General features: G+C 35.4%; 15 protein-coding genes. 5 read left to right on the top strand and 10 right to left on the bottom strand.

The window, feature by feature from the left end:
• Together BUE84_RS05150 and BUE84_RS24905 are read right to left on the bottom strand one after the other, a co-directional pair.
• A complete protein-coding gene (locus BUE84_RS05150; RefSeq protein ID WP_079240762.1) occupies positions 1–1590 on the bottom strand; it encodes an ABC-F family ATP-binding cassette domain-containing protein in 1590 nt (529 codons plus the stop codon).
• A gap of 50 nt (positions 1591–1640) precedes the next feature.
• A complete protein-coding gene (locus tag BUE84_RS24905) occupies positions 1641–1775 on the bottom strand; it encodes a hypothetical protein (RefSeq protein WP_262487978.1) in 135 nt (44 codons plus the stop codon).
• A 213-nt stretch (positions 1776–1988) separates the two neighbouring features.
• Here BUE84_RS24905 and BUE84_RS05145 point away from each other — a divergent pair, with 213 nt between their 5' ends.
• The 4 genes from BUE84_RS05145 to BUE84_RS05130 all read left to right on the top strand — a co-directional run bounded on the left by BUE84_RS05145 (position 1989) and on the right by BUE84_RS05130 (position 5147).
• Positions 1989–2543 (top strand): phosphoribosyltransferase, encoded by a 555-nt coding sequence (locus tag BUE84_RS05145; protein WP_034697447.1) that lies wholly within the window; start codon positions 1989–1991, stop codon positions 2541–2543.
• Between the two features lie 152 nt (positions 2544–2695).
• Positions 2696–3274: an adenylate kinase gene (locus BUE84_RS05140; protein ID WP_079240761.1), complete on the top strand. Its 579-nt coding sequence runs from the start codon at positions 2696–2698 to the stop codon at positions 3272–3274.
• A 56-nt stretch (positions 3275–3330) separates the two neighbouring features.
• Positions 3331–4314 carry a GTPase ObgE gene (gene obgE / locus BUE84_RS05135; protein WP_079240760.1) on the top strand — a complete coding sequence of 328 codons (984 nt, stop codon included), beginning with the start codon at positions 3331–3333 and terminating at the stop codon, positions 4312–4314.
• Between the two features lie 341 nt (positions 4315–4655).
• Entirely contained in the window at positions 4656–5147 is a 492-nt protein-coding gene (locus tag BUE84_RS05130) for a DUF6438 domain-containing protein (protein WP_079240759.1), read from the top strand.
• 57 nt (positions 5148–5204) lie between these two features.
• Here BUE84_RS05130 and BUE84_RS05125 read toward each other — a convergent pair whose 3' ends face one another.
• Both BUE84_RS05125 and BUE84_RS05120 read right to left on the bottom strand, forming a co-directional pair.
• Positions 5205–6923: a T9SS type A sorting domain-containing protein gene (locus tag BUE84_RS05125; RefSeq protein ID WP_079240758.1), complete on the bottom strand. Its 1719-nt coding sequence runs from the start codon at positions 6921–6923 to the stop codon at positions 5205–5207.
• A 12-nt stretch (positions 6924–6935) separates the two neighbouring features.
• The gene (locus BUE84_RS05120) at positions 6936–8081 is read right to left on the bottom strand and encodes a hypothetical protein (protein ID WP_079240757.1); all 1146 of its coding nucleotides are present in this window, start codon (positions 8079–8081) and stop codon (positions 6936–6938) included.
• A 634-nt stretch (positions 8082–8715) separates the two neighbouring features.
• Here BUE84_RS05120 and BUE84_RS05115 point away from each other — a divergent pair.
• Positions 8716–10020: a DEAD/DEAH box helicase gene (locus tag BUE84_RS05115; protein WP_079240756.1), complete on the top strand. Its 1305-nt coding sequence runs from the start codon at positions 8716–8718 to the stop codon at positions 10018–10020.
• A 46-nt stretch (positions 10021–10066) separates the two neighbouring features.
• Here the strand turns inward: BUE84_RS05115 and BUE84_RS05110 are convergent, their stop codons facing one another.
• The 6 genes from BUE84_RS05110 to BUE84_RS05085 all read right to left on the bottom strand — a co-directional run bounded on the left by BUE84_RS05110 (position 10067) and on the right by BUE84_RS05085 (position 15751).
• Positions 10067–11212 (bottom strand): hypothetical protein, encoded by a 1146-nt coding sequence (locus tag BUE84_RS05110; protein ID WP_145953211.1) that lies wholly within the window; start codon positions 11210–11212, stop codon positions 10067–10069.
• 3 nt (positions 11213–11215) lie between these two features.
• The gene (locus tag BUE84_RS05105; RefSeq protein ID WP_079240754.1) at positions 11216–11983 is read right to left on the bottom strand and encodes a TatD family hydrolase; all 768 of its coding nucleotides are present in this window, start codon (positions 11981–11983) and stop codon (positions 11216–11218) included.
• 5 nt (positions 11984–11988) lie between these two features.
• Positions 11989–12510, bottom strand: a complete 522-nt coding sequence (locus tag BUE84_RS05100) for a DUF4269 domain-containing protein (RefSeq protein ID WP_079240753.1) — start codon at positions 12508–12510, stop codon at positions 11989–11991.
• Positions 12511–13461 (bottom strand): GSCFA domain-containing protein, encoded by a 951-nt coding sequence (locus tag BUE84_RS05095; protein ID WP_079240752.1) that lies wholly within the window; start codon positions 13459–13461, stop codon positions 12511–12513.
• Positions 13462–13534: 73 nt separating this feature from the next.
• Positions 13535–14506, bottom strand: a complete 972-nt coding sequence (locus tag BUE84_RS05090) for a polyprenyl synthetase family protein (RefSeq protein WP_034697588.1) — start codon at positions 14504–14506, stop codon at positions 13535–13537.
• Positions 14507–14608: 102 nt separating this feature from the next.
• Complete coding sequence (locus BUE84_RS05085; protein WP_079240751.1) at positions 14609–15751, bottom strand: inorganic phosphate transporter; 1143 nt, start codon at positions 15749–15751, stop codon at positions 14609–14611.
• Positions 15752–15760: the final 9 nt, after the last annotated feature.

Below are 15760 nucleotides of genomic sequence, written 5' to 3'. Positions count from 1 at the left end.
TTAATCCAACAAAACCTCACTATTCACACCAATCTCTTTCAGGAAAACTTCATCATGCGAAATCACCAGCAGAGTTCCGTGATAATTTTTGATAGAACTGGTGAGAATTTCTACATTTTGCAGATCTAAGTTATTGGTTGGTTCATCAAGAATAATCATATCAGGTGTCTTATTGCTGATTGAAAGTCCGCAAAGAAGCAACCGCAAACGTTCACCTCCACTCAGCATTCCACATTTTTTGTCCCAGGTATCTTTCCAAAACAAGAATCTTGACAATAATGTTTTCACTTCAGATTCCTGTAATGCACTGTCATTGAAAGTCTGAACAAAATCATAGAGAGTTGAATCATTATCAATCAGAGAATACTCCTGATCGATATAGATACTGTTGAATTCTGCCCTTGTTATTTTCCCCTCCGAAGGTTGAATACTTCCCAACAAAAGCTTTATCAGAGTAGTTTTTCCGGAGCCATTGGAACCTTTAATTGAGATTCTATCGCCGCTTCGCAACTCAAGGCTGATATTTTCTTTCCAGAGTTTTTCCTTTCCATAATTGAAGTTAATATCTTCAGCAGCCACAAGAATTTTTCCTGAATGCAGATTGGAATCATTAAAATTCACTTTCATCTGATCCGAATTTTTTAAAGAGTAACGCAGGTCTCTCAAATCATCGGAAATCCCACTGATCTTCTCAGCATGTACACCTTTAAGTTTTGAACTGTTTTTTTCAGCATTATTCCGAAGCGTATTCATCATAATTCTCGCTACTCCTGATTTTTCCTGCTTTCCTTTACCTCTTGCATCCAGCTTTTGCTTTCGTTCCAAGGTTTCCCTTTCCTTTTCTTTTGCCTTTTTCAAAGCTCTTTCTTTCGAGTGAATATCATTATGCAAAGCTTCCTCCTCTACTTCTTTTTGCTCAGCATAGAAATCGTAGTTCCCTCCATAAGATGCAATTCCCTGGTTACTTAACTCAAATATGACATCAACGAGATTGAGCAATGTACGGTCGTGACTTACGATAACCACTGTTGCATCTGTTTTGCCAATAAGATCATACAAGAGTTTTCTTCCTTCTCTATCCAGGTGATTAGTTGGTTCATCCAATATGATAATATCAGGTTGGCTGATCTGAATTCCGGCAAGAAAAACTTTGGTCTTCTGCCCTCCACTCAGGCCTTCCAGTTTTTGAGTTAATTCAAAATTATCGAGTCCCCAATGTTCCAAAGCATGCTGACATCGTTCTTCAATATCCCAGTCGTCATTGAGCATTTCAAAATACATTTCGTCCACCTCTCCTTCGATGATTTTTTGGAGAGCGTGAAGTTTCTGATCTATTTTCAGACATTCAGCAATGCTAAGATGATTACAATTCCCGAACATCTGAGGAACATAAAAAATATCACCATGGATATTGATATTGCCGTTTAAAGGCTGTATTTCGCCAGCAATCATTTTCAACAGGGTTGATTTCCCCATGCCGTTGCTTCCCACCAAAGCTGATCTGGTGTGAGATTGTATTGTTAAATTGATATGATTAAATAGAAGATTTCCTCCCGGAAACCCAAAGGATATATTTTGCAGTAAAATCATGATTTCTTTCTTAATAAAGGTTGAACACCGGCAACATCTTCGTTACCGTTTTATTGAGTCTGAAAGAAATGATATCCTACATGTCTGTATTTTTGGGTTTTGAAAGAACAAAGATAGTCATTTTTCTGAATATCTGCTTTTTCATCGATAATCAGGACATTTATCATCCTTACCTTATTCATCATTTCAAACACCTGCTTTTTAAAATACTTTCCTGAATCCTTTTTTTAAGGCTATACCATTCTATCCCGCTAAAAAGCTTATTGTTATTATTATTTAAACAGACTTCATCAGGAGATTCAATTTTGCGATCCCGAACCCCTTAAACTTTCAAACTGATAAAAACAGGAAAGTATTTTAATCAAAAATCCGTAACTTTGCCAACTACTAAAAATTTTATGGAAAGCATTAAAGTTCACGACAAAACTTTCGTTCCTTATTTAAAGGATGCCGAAATTCAGGAAATTGTAAAAGAGACAGCGCTAAGAATTTATGAAGATTACAAGGATGAAGTTCCTGTTTTCATTGGGGTTTTAAATGGAGTGGTGATGTTCTTCTCTGATCTTTTAAAATATTACCCGGGAGAATGCGAAATTGCCTTCATTCAAATGAGTTCTTATGTAGGAACTGAATCTACAGGGATCGTTTATCAGAAAATGGAGCTTACTAAAGAAGTAAAAGACCGTCACATCATTCTTGTAGAAGACATTGTAGATACAGGAAATACGGTTGAAAGTCTTTTCAAATATTTCAAGGAAACACAACGTCCTAAATCTATAAAGCTGGCTAGTTTCTTATTGAAACCTGAGATTTATAAGAAAGATTTCAAACTGGATTATATCGGAAAAGAAATTCCTAATAAGTTTGTACTTGGATACGGACTGGATTATGATGAGTTAGGAAGAAACCTACCGAATTTATATCAGTTGGAAGACGGACAAATCAACCATTAAATGCTGTTGGCTATTAGCTGATAGCTTTTAGCTTAAAATTATATAAAGAAATAAATTTAATAATAACTTAAAAAAGCTGAAAGCAAAAAAGCAAGCCGCCAAAAGCCACAAGCCAGAAGCAAAATGCCCATTGCTGGAAGCGTATCAACATTATGATAAACATTGTTCTGTTCGGCCCTCCAGGAAGTGGAAAAGGAACACAAGCTCAGAATCTAATCGAGAAATTCAATTTAAAACAGGTTTCAACAGGTGATCTTTTCAGATACAATATGAAAAATGACACTGAACTTGGTAAATTGGCTAAGTCATACATCGATAAGGGAGAATTGGTTCCGGATCAGGTAACAACAGATATGCTGATCGACGAGATCAAAAAACCTACTGATACCAACGGTTTTATTTTTGACGGATATCCAAGAACAACTGCTCAGACAGAAGCTTTGGAAACAATCGTTAAAGAAGTACTGAATGATGAGATTGACATCTGTCTTTCATTGGTAGTAGAGGACAATATTTTGGTTGAAAGACTTCTGAAAAGAGGTGAAACCAGCGGAAGATCAGACGACAGCAATGTAGAGATCATCGAAAACAGAATTAAAGAATATTATACCAAAACAGCAGAAGTTGCCGAGCTTTATAAGCAGCAGGGTAAATATGTAGAGGTAAACGGTGTTGGAGAAATTGATGAGATTTCCCAAAAACTTTTCGCTGAGGTAGAGAAAATTAAATAATCGGGATATGGCAAGGGATAAGAAGTTTCATCCCTGCAACCCGCAACACAAACTATATGTCTAACTTTGTAGATTACGTAAAGATCCATTGTAAAAGCGGACACGGAGGTGCTGGTTCTGCCCACCTTCGCCGTGAAAAGTATATTCCTAAAGGTGGTCCTGACGGTGGCGACGGAGGTCGTGGCGGACACGTCATCATGAGAGGAAATGCTAATGAATGGACTTTGCTTCCACTCCGATACACCCGTCACATAAAAGCAGAACGAGGTGAAAACGGAGCGAAAAACCAGCTGACAGGAGCTGACGGTTCTGATATTTATATTGATGTTCCAATTGGGACTATCGCTAAAAATGAAGAAGGTGAAATTATCGGGGAAATTCTTGATGACAAGCAGGAAATCATTTTGATGCAGGGAGGAAAAGGTGGAAAAGGAAACGAACATTTCAAATCCTCTACCAACCAGACTCCAAGATATGCTCAACCCGGAATGGATGGTGAAGAAGGCTTTGTGGTCTTCGAACTTAAAATTTTGGCCGATGTAGGACTTGTTGGATTTCCAAATGCAGGAAAATCTACACTTTTAGCATCTGTTTCTGCGGCAAAACCAAAAATTGCCAACTACGCTTTTACCACTTTAACTCCTAACCTTGGGATTGTAGATTACAGAAATTACAAATCATTTGTAATGGCTGATATTCCCGGGATTATTGAAGGAGCTGCAGAAGGAAAAGGCTTAGGACACAGATTCCTGAGACATATTGAAAGAAACTCTATCCTTTTATTCTTAATACCGGCTGATTCTGAAAATCATTTCCAGGAGTTTAAAATTCTTGAAAATGAATTGAAAGAATATAACCCAGAATTACTGGATAAAGATTTCATTGTTTCTGTTTCAAAATCTGACCTTTTGGATGATGAACTGAAAAAAGAAATTGCAGCAGAGTTCCCGGAAAACAAACAGCCTCTGTTCTTCTCAGGTGTTACAGGAGAAGGTCTTATGGAGCTGAAAGATGCCATCTGGAAACAATTGCACGGATAGAAATACATTGATTTATCAGTTTTATTTTGAAAATAGAACTGCATCATAAAGAAACAGTCTCAGATTTACTCTGAGACTGTTTTTATTTATACAATTTCTTCCACTCAATATTTTAAACCATTAAGAAAGATGTAAGAAATAAAGTATAGTTAAGATGAATCATTCTGATTTCTTAAGCATAAGGCGAAGCTTACCTTTATATTCTAACATCTTAATACAATCTTAATGGTTAAAAAAGCAAGGGATTAAACAAGTTTCCTTTTTTATATTTAACATAAAAACATAGTAAGATGAATACTTTTGGAACAATTATTGGGAGACCTTCTTAAATTGAAAAAACTATGAAATATTTGCTAGCCATTTGTGCATTTGTGTTTTTGACATCCTGTACAACTTCTCAAAAAGTCAATTCAAAATATACTACAATTGAATATGAAGCAACTCCCTGCTTTGGATTCTGTCCAGTTTTTAAAATGACAATCAATCCGGACAGAACTGCAGTTTTTGAAGCAGAACATTTTAATTTTAACGATAAACCTTCAAAAGATGAATTTTCCAAACCCCGTGAAGGAACTTTTAAAGGAACCATTAAAGAAGAAGATTACAATAAATTAATCAGTTTACTTGATGGCTTAAATGTAAAAGGTTTGAATGATAAATACGGTGAACACAATATTACCGATCTTCCAACGTCATATTTAAGAATAAAATTCGCTAATGGAACTTCAAAAAATGTGGAAGATTACGGAAAACGTGGTAGTGAAAAACTTTCGGAAGTGTATCAGTTTTTTGAGAATTTAAGAAAGAACCAGGAATGGACTAAAGTGAAGTAATTTTGCTCAATTATAAAAATGGCTGCCTGATAGGCAGCCATTTATTTTTAACAGATTTTATTTCTTAATAAACTGTTTGGTCATTTTTCCGTTTTTCGTTTCAATGATAATAAGATATACACCTCCAGAAAGGTTTCTTACATCTACTTTATTATCTTTTAAACTGACTTCAATTCTTTTTCCAGAAATATCATATACTTCAACATTATTTATTTTTGCAGCAGCAGTAATAGTCAGGAAATCAGATACAGGGTTTGGATATACTTTGATATCACTGTTAGTTTCCACTCTCTCTTTCTTATCCAACTCTAAAAACATTTTTACAGGAGATGGTTTTCTATATGCTGACCTCGATAACTTATCCTCTTCTTTGCTACAAGGAGCTATAAAACCATAATATGAGGCATCATTATCAATAAAAGTACCTGGTAAAAGATTAATACTTTCTCCAGCCTGCATGGTTATATTATGTTTCCCTTGTAAAATATATTTATCTTTTGTCGTTATTGTTTCTGCTATTTTGTAGTAAAAAGACATATTCGGTTCCGAGAAAAGGGTCAGGTTTCCTACGCAGGGATAATATCCTTCAAATCCGGATTTATCATGTATAGGAACGATTTGAGGCAGCCCATAACTTGCAGATGCTTTCAGTAAGCTTACGGCATTCATATCTACACTCATAAACGAAGTATACACATCAGGATTTATGACTTTTCCAAGATATGATTTAGACTGTCGGCTAATATAAACATCCCCGTAGATATTCCTCTGAATCCCAGTAGCTGAAGAAGAAGTAATACTAGATGGATCGTGAAAAATTTTCATATATTGAACGTTCGAAGAGGTTGAATTAACGAGGTCTACTGCATATATATGTCCATAACCAAGAAATAATACGGATGCATCTCTATTAAATTCAGGCAGGTAGGCTTTCAGTCCTTTTACATGCAGAAAAAAATCATTTGTAATCAATCCGGTAGATGCATTGAATGAATATACCTGATTAAAGAAATAAGTGTCCGGAACATTTCCCGCATTAAAATCTCCCCAAAAAGAAATACCTACAAGGTTAGAATAAATTGGATTGTTAATCTTAGGAGAAGCTTTAATACTGTAATATCTACCAGACCCTAAATTTAACGGAAGACTCAGGTTACTTACAATAGGCTGTCCATTACTAAATCCATTACTATCAATCTTGTAGGCATAAATATCCGAACCATTAGGTATTAAAACCCAAAAGTCTTCTTTATTGGAATGAGCCACAACAGTTACCGCTTCCGAGAACAACTCATTTCCGGATGGATTCAGGACTGAAATATTTTTTTTATCCTTTACAACATCACCTAACGGCGCTCCATCAGCGCCGATACCTCCTAAAGTCATATCAACAATTGAATAATTAATCGCAAACTGTCCGAACGCGTTTTCACCCGTAATAAAAACATAATACTGATTACTGTCTGCCGGATTTTTAACAATAGCCAGCTGCTGTGCACTATTATTATTACTAGGAGCTAAAGTACCGTTAGACATAATTTGGTGTTCCCTATTCCATACTGTTTGTCCATTCATATAGAAAAGCAGTTTCCCGCTGCTATCACTTATAGTACCGCATGCTTCAGAAGCTTCCATCTCACTGTTGCTTAAACCTACAGCAGCAGAAGCTGAGAAATTAACAGCCGCCTTATTTCCAAAATACCAATTATCATTTTCTTTCTGAGAAAATAAAAACAAAGGTATAACCAATATAAAAACTATATAAAATCGTTTCATATATTTATTTTATTATTTCACTTTTTGTTCAAGAGCTTCTATTCTTTTTTGTTGCTCAAGGGTATATAATGTCAGTTCTTCAATCTTTTTAAGCAAAAGAATGTTCATTTCTTTAAGTTCAATTCCATTTTTAATAGCTTGTTCTGTAGTAGGAACTTCAGGTAAGTGACCATTTTTATCAATAAATTTAGCTAAGTCATTCAATGGCATCAACTTGTAATCTTTTTCAAAAACATAATCTGCCCAACCGTTATTATCAGCAATATCTACTTTCACTTTTTCAGTTCTGATGCCATCTTTTACAAAAAGCTTATATTTCTCTCCATCCGGAGCAACTCCATCAGCAGGGAGCTGATTGGTAAATTCACCAATTCCTATAGTACCATTGTTCCCTACGATCCAGTTTCCAATATTCAGTTCATTTTGGGGATCAGCCGTATTATACGGTGTTATATAGTTTCCTATGAAAATGTTATTACTTCCCGAGGTAATTAATTTAGCATTAGAAAAGCCAAGATTGATATTATGAGATCCATTGACAATAGACCTGAAAGATTCTGCGCCTACAACTGTATTATTATTTCCGCTATTAATGTACCGTAATGCACTTACGCCCAGCGCTACATTAAAATTTCCTGTCAAAGAACCTGATGCCATTGCAGCCTGCCCTATTCCTATATTATAGTCTCCTGTTTTAAATGACTCCAGAGCATTCATTCCCAGAGCTGTATTGCTGTTGCCGGATACCGTGCCTCTCATGGAATTAAATCCTATGGCAACATTCATGGTTCCATTGGAAAATAAGGATAGTGCATTCGTTCCCACTGCAGTATTTCCACCTCCCTCGGCAAGCTGAGTAAGAGCACCCATGCCAAATACAGCATTGTTAGCAGTACTTGTAACATCCATTCCACCTCCAAAGAATAAATTTTTATCCCAGATCTGTCCTGCTGCTGTTACTCCGTGAAAAATAAATCTTCCACCCGGAGTAATTCTCATTTTTTCAGCATTATTGGTTTTAAAGATTAATGACTGGTTGTCCGTTGTTCCGATAAAGTTGGTGGTTGGATTGGTTCCTGTATTTCCAGTAAGATTCCAGGATTGCGCACTCGCTTGGATACCTACAACAGCTGCAAGTAAAATGATTGTTTTTTTCATGTTTAATAGTTTTGTAAAAATTAATAGTAAAAAACGACCCGGCAGATTACCAGATCTTTTATGATTTTAGTGTTAAAGATTTTTTAGGTCAATCACATCCGAAATATAAATATCTTACTCCAATATAGATATACTTTTTCCTTGCCTGTTCAATTTCATTTTGAAGGACATGTATTTTTAAACCAAATTCATATTAGTTTAAATTTCAATAAAATCAGAAAAGTATTTGGACTAGATTCCGGATACTGGTTTTATGTCTCCGGTATATGCCGTAATAGAATACTGGCTTCTAAACCTGCAATATCTGCAGGTAAAATGGTTATTTTTCTCATGGTTTTAGTTTTATGATATTCCAAATATAGATAACAAATAAGTATTGTCTATTATATAATTATCCTGAAACATTACATATTTATAGATTTGTAGTACTATCTGACAATATAATTCTAATGAAATAGATAATATTCTAAAAAACCTTCAATGCATCGGTGCAGGGGATTATCTTTACTTCTTTATTTGGTAAAGACTACCAGTTTAAGAGAACAAGAATATCTTAATTTTTTTTAAACTACCTTTGCAAAATGTAATTCTTTCAGACTGAAGGAATTTTTATTTAAATTTTAAAATAATTCATTTGAATTTTACAGACTTAAACTTAATAGAACCTATTGCAAAAGCAATCCAGGAGCAGGGATACACGACTCCTACTCCTATCCAGGAAAGATCTATTCCTGATATTTTGGAAGGCAGAGACTTTTTAGGTTGTGCGCAGACAGGAACAGGAAAGACAGCAGCTTTTTCCATCCCTATTCTACAGAATTTATCCAAAAATAAAATTCCCAATAAACATATAAAAGCGTTAATCCTTACTCCAACCAGAGAACTGGCTATTCAGATTGAGGAAAATATTAATGCTTACGGTAAATATCTTCCATTAAAGCAACTTGTTATTTTCGGAGGAGTAAAACAAGGAAATCAAGAGGCAGCCTTGAGAAAAGGCGTTGATATTCTGGTGGCAACTCCGGGAAGACTTCTGGACTTTATTGCCCAGGGAATCATCAGCCTGAAAAACCTTGAGATTTTTGTTCTTGATGAAGCAGACAGAATGCTGGATATGGGATTCGTACATGATGTAAAAAGAATCATTAAACTTTTACCTCAGAGAAGACAGACTTTATTCTTTTCAGCAACAATGCCTGGTGAGATTCAAAAGCTGGCTAATTCTATACTAAATAATCCTGTGAAAGTGGAAGTAACACCTGTTTCTTCTACCGCAGATACCATCAAACAATCTGTATATTTTGTAGAAAAAGACAACAAACTGAACTTGCTTTCTCATATTCTGCAAAATGATATTTCAGACTCTGTATTGGTTTTTGCAAGAACGAAACATGGTGCAGATAAGATTTCCAGAAAACTTCAGAAGGATAATATCTCCGCAGAAGCTATTCATGGTAATAAATCTCAGAATGCGAGACAGAATGCTTTGAACAACTTTAAATCCGGAAAAACAAGAGTTCTTGTTGCGACTGATATTGCAGCCAGAGGAATTGATATTGATGAGCTGAAATTCGTTATCAATTTTGAGCTTTCTGATGTTTCTGAAACCTATGTACACAGAATCGGAAGAACAGGAAGAGCCGGAGCTGAAGGTAATTCTATATCTTTTGTAGACGGACTTGATCTTTTGAATTTAAAGAATACCGAAAAGCTAATTGGAAAGAAAATTCCTGTGATCAAGGATCATCCGTTCCATACTGATGATCTGGTAGCACAGAAAAGGGATTCGAATAATAAACCTGTAGCTGCAGGAGGTGGAAAACCTAAAACAGGTAATGGTAACACTTCAAGACCAAATAACAACCGTAAAAAACCTTCTGCGGGAGCTTCGGTAGGGTTTAAAAAACCTAAAAATAAGAATTTCACCAGAAAAAAATAAAATAAAAGTCCTTTTCAAAGAAAAGGACTTTTTTATTGATCGTTTATTATTCTATTCTTTGTTTTGTATAGCAGTAACCTATAATACAAAATGGTAAACAAGCAGCCAGATAGGTGGTAGAAAAGAAATTATTCTGGTAAGAAAACCCTAAAGTGAAATACTGTTCACTTACAAAACTCAACATCACCAAAAAAAGAATATAGGCTGAAAAGTAAAATACTGTTTCTATTTTTTTAACATAGAAGGAAAGGATGACCGACAGTATCATAAAGAACAGCATAACAAATTTATTGCTTTGTCCCTGAAGATTAAGAGGATTATATTGCAGCACATGCTCTATACTTTTGGCAGGCAGCAGAACGGATGCCAATAAGATTGCTACCGTTAATAAAAAACTTAATCCAAATTTTATTTTATTTTTCCAGCACGTTTTCAAAAAAGGATGTAATAAAAAGATAATCAAAGGAATGATCACTACGCTTCTTGTAAGACATAGAATTCCTATGCATATTCCCAGCAGAAAGGGTCTTTTAAAATAATCATCTTTAAACATTCTGTTCCAAAAAAGAATAAAGGCTGCAACTGTAATAAAGGAAGAGATAAAATCACTCTTACAGACCACTTCATAAATATAAGCCAGGGAAATACCTAACATTCCTATCGCAAGAAATCTATGAAAATTGCTCCTAAATTCTAAAAAGATAACACAGGAAAACAGTAAAAAGATTGCAACCTGAAGGTAGCCGACATTCCCTAAAAAATAAAAAACACTTGACAAAAGCAATTGCCCGGGAAGATATGATGATAAATTCCCCATGAAATTTGGAGTATCATAGATGTATTCTCCTTTTACCCAATGTTGCACAGAAAATTCTAACGTTGCCCACCTGTCAATATTCATTTTGTAAGGATCTTTCATCACATGGCACATCGCAATGTAAGCAATCGTTATAAAAACGATAAGAAGATATACAGATTTCCTGGTCCATAATTTTTTCAACCAGGACCATTTTCCTAAAGAAAACAACAATAAATTTCCCCCTGAAAAAAGAATAATTAAAAAAGTAAGAGGAACAAAAGATTGTCTGATTCCATATTTTGTCAGAAATAAAAGATTAATGATGAAATAAACAGCAAACAGCAATATGCCATTCAACCTGTTGCTCCTAATAAAATTTAACAGGGCACTCATTAATTATGGGATTTGAAAAATGTTTTTAGCATTTTCTGTCGTAATACGGTCTATCTCAGAAAAATCTTTTCCATAGATATTCACCAGCTTTCCGGCAACCAGATCAAGATAAGAGCTTTCATTTCTTTTTCCTCGGTGCGGAACCGGAGCCAAATATGGAGAATCTGTTTCCAGAACAATTTTATCCAATGGAATTTCACTCAGAAACTGATCTATTTTCCCGTTTTTAAAGGTTACTACTCCACCGATCCCTAAAATAAAATTAAGGTCAATAGCGTGCTTTGCCTGTTCCAGATTTCCTGAGAAACAGTGGAAAATACCTCTTAGTTTAGGATGTTTCTTTCTTTCCAGTACTTCAAATGTCTCATCGAAGCTTTCTCTTGTATGAATAACAATGGGAAGGTCTCTTTCTATGGCCCAGTCAATCTGCTGTTCAAAAGCTTTTACCTGGATATCCAGTGTTGTTTTATCCCAATACAGATCAATTCCGATCTCTCCTATTGCCGGAAAGTGTCTCTGATCAAGATAATTTTTTACGATTTCAAGTTCTTTTTCCCACGATTCCGGCTTTACATAACAAGGATGTAATCCCATCATTGAAAAAATCTGTCCTGGATATTCTGTTTCCAGTTGCAGCATTTTTTCATGCGATTCAGAATCGATAGCAGGAAGATAAAATTCTGTAATTCCCTTATCTAAAGCTCTCTGAATGGCTTCTTTTCTGTCTTCATCAAATTCTTCTGCGTATAGATGTGTATGTGTATCAATCATTTTATTTAAAATTTCAATAGATCTTCGTAAGGGTTTTCAAGTCCCAGCAATAGTCCGAAAGCCGGCTCCGTTTTTATTCCCTGTTTTTTAAGTTCTATTATTTTTTGTCTAAATTTTTCTCCTTTTTCCTGTAATATTTTGTATTCAGCAATCATATGAAGATATGCATTCTGCTCTTTTGTAGGCTTATTTTGCCCAAAAATCTCAATAGGAAACCCGTCAAGCATAAAATTTAATGTAATGCATTTCTCACCGTTTACAATGGGATATTCCACTTCTACATCATGAGGAATAAGCTGACAAAATAGTAAATCGTCCAGAAAATCCTGATCATATTTTAAATCCACCTTGAAAATAAGATCCAGATCACTTCCTTTGATATCAATCTCAATAGGAACAGTTCCTGCCAAAATTGGAGAATAATCTTTCAGTTTCTCAAAGACACGATACTTTGTAAGAATTTCGTACGCTTTTTTCTGTCTTTCATTACCATCTTTCAGATAGTCAATTCTGGTGAAATCAAGCATTTAAAATATTTTATGTTTTACTTTTTTACGCTGTACTTCAATTCTCTGATCCAGTTTTTCTCTGAATTCGATAAACTTAGGATCTTTCTTATCACTGGTTTTATGTTCCAGAGCTCTCATAATCTTAAAGTTTTCTTTGATAAAATTCTGGGTTTCTTCTGAAAAATAAGATTTTCCAAACTTCTCAAAAATATAATTAACCGCCTGTGTACTGGGATGTATCATATCTTCTTTGTAAAAACGATAATCCCGGAGATCGTCCATTAAAATCTCATAAACAGGTAGATAATGACAGTCTTCAAACATTGAAATAGACTCATGGATAGCCGTAATCAGCTTGGATTTGCTCAATTGATTTTCCACCATTCCGTCTTTCGTATGCCTTACAGGTGAAACTGTAAACAGGATTTGTACTCCTTCTTTGCAAATATCCTTAAGGTCCAGAATAGTCTGGTAAATTGAAGTGGTGAGCTCCTGATGGGAAAGCAGTCCTTTTTCAAAAAACTTTTGCGGAATCTTGTGACAGTTGGCCACCAGTTTTTTCTTGGGAAGAAATTCATAGATAAATGAAGATCCGTAGGTGATAATAATCCAGTCAGCTTCCTGAAGGAAGGCATTTCCCGCTTCAATCGCTCCATTAATCTTATCTAAGGTCTGATGAATATAACGGGTATCAAAACTGGTGTGATGATCCAGAGAAATATATTCTTCGTTGTAAGTGATCAGTTCCTCTTCTTCATAAAATGCAGAATCATGTAATCTGTTGACTGCATTATTGATGGAAAAAGGATTAAAAATAGTCCCAAAAGGGTTGTTGAGGGTCTGAAGTTGTCCGTCATGCAGCAAATCTGTCATTTCAGAGGCAAAACATGATCCTATTGAAAATATTTTATCTTCAATCTCAATTTTCTTTTCTGATGCAGGAATATCAACTTCTGTTCTGAATTTCATTTATAAGGGATTAGGATTTAGGTATTAAGGCTCAGGCTATCTAATTCCTAAGCCCTAATACCTATAACCTTATTTAACTTTCTCTTCTCAACAAATAATTTGCCAGTTCGATAAAAGGTTTTTTCTTTTCTTCCGGAACATCAATTTTCTGAAGATAGCTTTGTCCGATCTCATTATGTTTTTCAATCAGACGTAATGCTTTTTCATCTACTTTTGTTCTTCTGAAGATCTTTTCTACTCCATATACTTTATCAACATTTTCAGTCTTCTTAGAATACCAGTAGTCCAGTTCTTTTCTTTCTTCATCAGTAGCATGCTCTCTTGCTAGCAGATACAGAACCGTTTTCTTGTTCTCATAAATATCTCCTGCATGTTTTTTCCCAAACTGTGCCTGATCTCCAAATACATCAAGATAATCATCCATGATCTGGAAAGCAATTCCGATATGTTTTCCGAAATTGAAAATAGCTTTTGCATCTTTAAAATCAGCTCTTGCAATCAAAGCTCCGATCTCAAATGAAGAAGCACTTAAAACTCCGGTTTTGTAAGTAATCATTCTGATATAATCATCAAAAGTAACATCTTTCTGAGTTTCAAAATTGATATCATACTGCTGTCCTTCACATAAAAGAAGTCCTGTGTGGGTAAATATTCTGATACATGCTTTGAAAATCTCAGGTTCAAGATCTTCAAAAAACTTATAGGCTTTCAGCATCAGTCCGTCTCCGGAAAGAATCCCGACGTTAAGACCGTGTAAAGTATGAATGGTAGGTTTGTTTCTTCTTAAAGGAGCTTCGTCCATAATATCATCATGGATCAGAGTGAAGTTATGGAAAAATTCGATAGCCAATGCCGGCTTGATTGCCTGCTTAAGATCTCCTCCGAACATATCACATGCCATCAGCACCATAATAGGACGAAGGCGTTTCCCTCCATGGGAAATAATATAGTTCATCGGATCATAGAGCTCCGAAGGTTTATCTTTAAAAGTATATTTAGTGATGGCATCTGCAACAATCTGCTGGTATCTGTCTAAAAATTCCATAAAATCTTATAATTTGAACAAAAATACGATTTTTCAAGGCTTTATAAAACAAAAAACTTTGCCCAAACGGACAAAGTTTATATAATTGTATGATTTGTTTTTTTAGAAAACGAAGGTTACCACAAGATAGGTAATTGCAGCTACTATTGCAGAGATTGGAATGGTTAAAACCCAAGCCCAAAGTAAGCTTACGGTGATTCCCCATCTTACCGCTGAAATTCTTTTCGTTAACCCTACCCCGATGATAGAACCTGTAATCGTGTGTGTAGTAGATACAGGAATACCGAAGTGGTCTGTAATAAATAAGGTAATAGCCCCTGCAGTTTCTGCACTTACTCCTTCTAGTGAAGTTACCTTAGTAATCTTCGTTCCCATTGTTTTGATGATCTTCCAACCACCGCTCATGGTACCTAAACCAATTGCAAGGAAAGAAACCAACGGAACCCAGATATAATGCTGCGCAAAATAATCAAAACGTTCTGCAGAAGGAATATTCAGATACTGTGCATCCTGAAGCATATTAACGTGATAATAGATTACTGCTGCACCAATGATCCCCATTACTTTCTGAGCATCGTTCAAACCGTGTCCTAAACTAAACAGTGCTGATGAAGCCAGCTGTAATCTTTTGAAAGACTGATCTGCTTTGTGTGGGTTTGATCTTTTATAAAGGTGTACGATAATCAGGGTAATGATGATCGAGATAATCATCCCTATGATCGGCGCCATGAAAATGAACAGGAAGATAGGAATTACTTTATCAAACTTTACTACACCCTGTTGTGTTACCTGGCTGAAAGCTTCTTTAATGGTATCCCACATCCCAAGCCCGGGTTGTGCTGCAGCTACATCATGATAATCCATCATGAAAGCGTGCATAAGAGCCGCTCCTAAGAAACCTCCGATCAGCGTATGTGAAGATGATGAAGGGATCCCAAACCACCATGTCAAAAGGTTCCAGGCAATTGCGGCAATAAGGCCGGAAAATATAACCTCAAGAGTGATAAAATTTTCATTAACTGTTTTGGCAATTGTATTACCAATTTTGAATTCTCCAATAATATAAGCAGCAATAAAGAACGCTGCAAAGTTCCAAAGTGCCGCCCAAAGTACAGCCTGGAATGGAGTTAAAACTTTTGTAGAAACTATAGTTGCAATTGAGTTGGCAGCATCATGGAAACCATTGATATAATCGAAGATCAGGGCCAGCGCAATAATAACTACAAGTAAAATCGGAAATTCCATTTTTTGCTA

This window comes from Chryseobacterium indologenes, assembly GCF_002025665.1.
GTDB lineage: Bacteria > Bacteroidota > Bacteroidia > Flavobacteriales > Weeksellaceae > Chryseobacterium > Chryseobacterium metallicongregator.
Note: the sequence above shows the minus strand (reverse complement) of the source record. Positions and strands in the feature narration are given on the sequence as shown.

What these genes read in the sequence shown, in the direction of transcription:
- BUE84_RS05150 (WP_079240762.1), bottom strand. Translation starts at nt 1,590, where the DNA reads ATGATTTTACTGCAAAATATATCCTTTGGGTTTCCGGGAGGAAATCTT.
- BUE84_RS24905 (WP_262487978.1), bottom strand. Translation starts at nt 1,775, where the DNA reads ATGATGAATAAGGTAAGGATGATAAATGTCCTGATTATCGATGAAAAA.
- BUE84_RS05145 (WP_034697447.1), top strand. Translation starts at nt 1,989, where the DNA reads ATGGAAAGCATTAAAGTTCACGACAAAACTTTCGTTCCTTATTTAAAG.
- BUE84_RS05140 (WP_079240761.1), top strand. Translation starts at nt 2,696, where the DNA reads ATGATAAACATTGTTCTGTTCGGCCCTCCAGGAAGTGGAAAAGGAACA.
- obgE (WP_079240760.1), top strand. Translation starts at nt 3,331, where the DNA reads ATGTCTAACTTTGTAGATTACGTAAAGATCCATTGTAAAAGCGGACAC.
- BUE84_RS05130 (WP_079240759.1), top strand. Translation starts at nt 4,656, where the DNA reads ATGAAATATTTGCTAGCCATTTGTGCATTTGTGTTTTTGACATCCTGT.
- BUE84_RS05125 (WP_079240758.1), bottom strand. Translation starts at nt 6,923, where the DNA reads ATGAAACGATTTTATATAGTTTTTATATTGGTTATACCTTTGTTTTTA.
- BUE84_RS05120 (WP_079240757.1), bottom strand. Translation starts at nt 8,081, where the DNA reads ATGAAAAAAACAATCATTTTACTTGCAGCTGTTGTAGGTATCCAAGCG.
- BUE84_RS05110 (WP_145953211.1), bottom strand. Translation starts at nt 11,212, where the DNA reads ATGAGTGCCCTGTTAAATTTTATTAGGAGCAACAGGTTGAATGGCATA.
- BUE84_RS05105 (WP_079240754.1), bottom strand. Translation starts at nt 11,983, where the DNA reads ATGATTGATACACATACACATCTATACGCAGAAGAATTTGATGAAGAC.
- BUE84_RS05100 (WP_079240753.1), bottom strand. Translation starts at nt 12,510, where the DNA reads ATGCTTGATTTCACCAGAATTGACTATCTGAAAGATGGTAATGAAAGA.
- BUE84_RS05095 (WP_079240752.1), bottom strand. Translation starts at nt 13,461, where the DNA reads ATGAAATTCAGAACAGAAGTTGATATTCCTGCATCAGAAAAGAAAATT.
- BUE84_RS05090 (WP_034697588.1), bottom strand. Translation starts at nt 14,506, where the DNA reads ATGGAATTTTTAGACAGATACCAGCAGATTGTTGCAGATGCCATCACT.
- BUE84_RS05085 (WP_079240751.1), bottom strand. Translation starts at nt 15,751, where the DNA reads ATGGAATTTCCGATTTTACTTGTAGTTATTATTGCGCTGGCCCTGATC.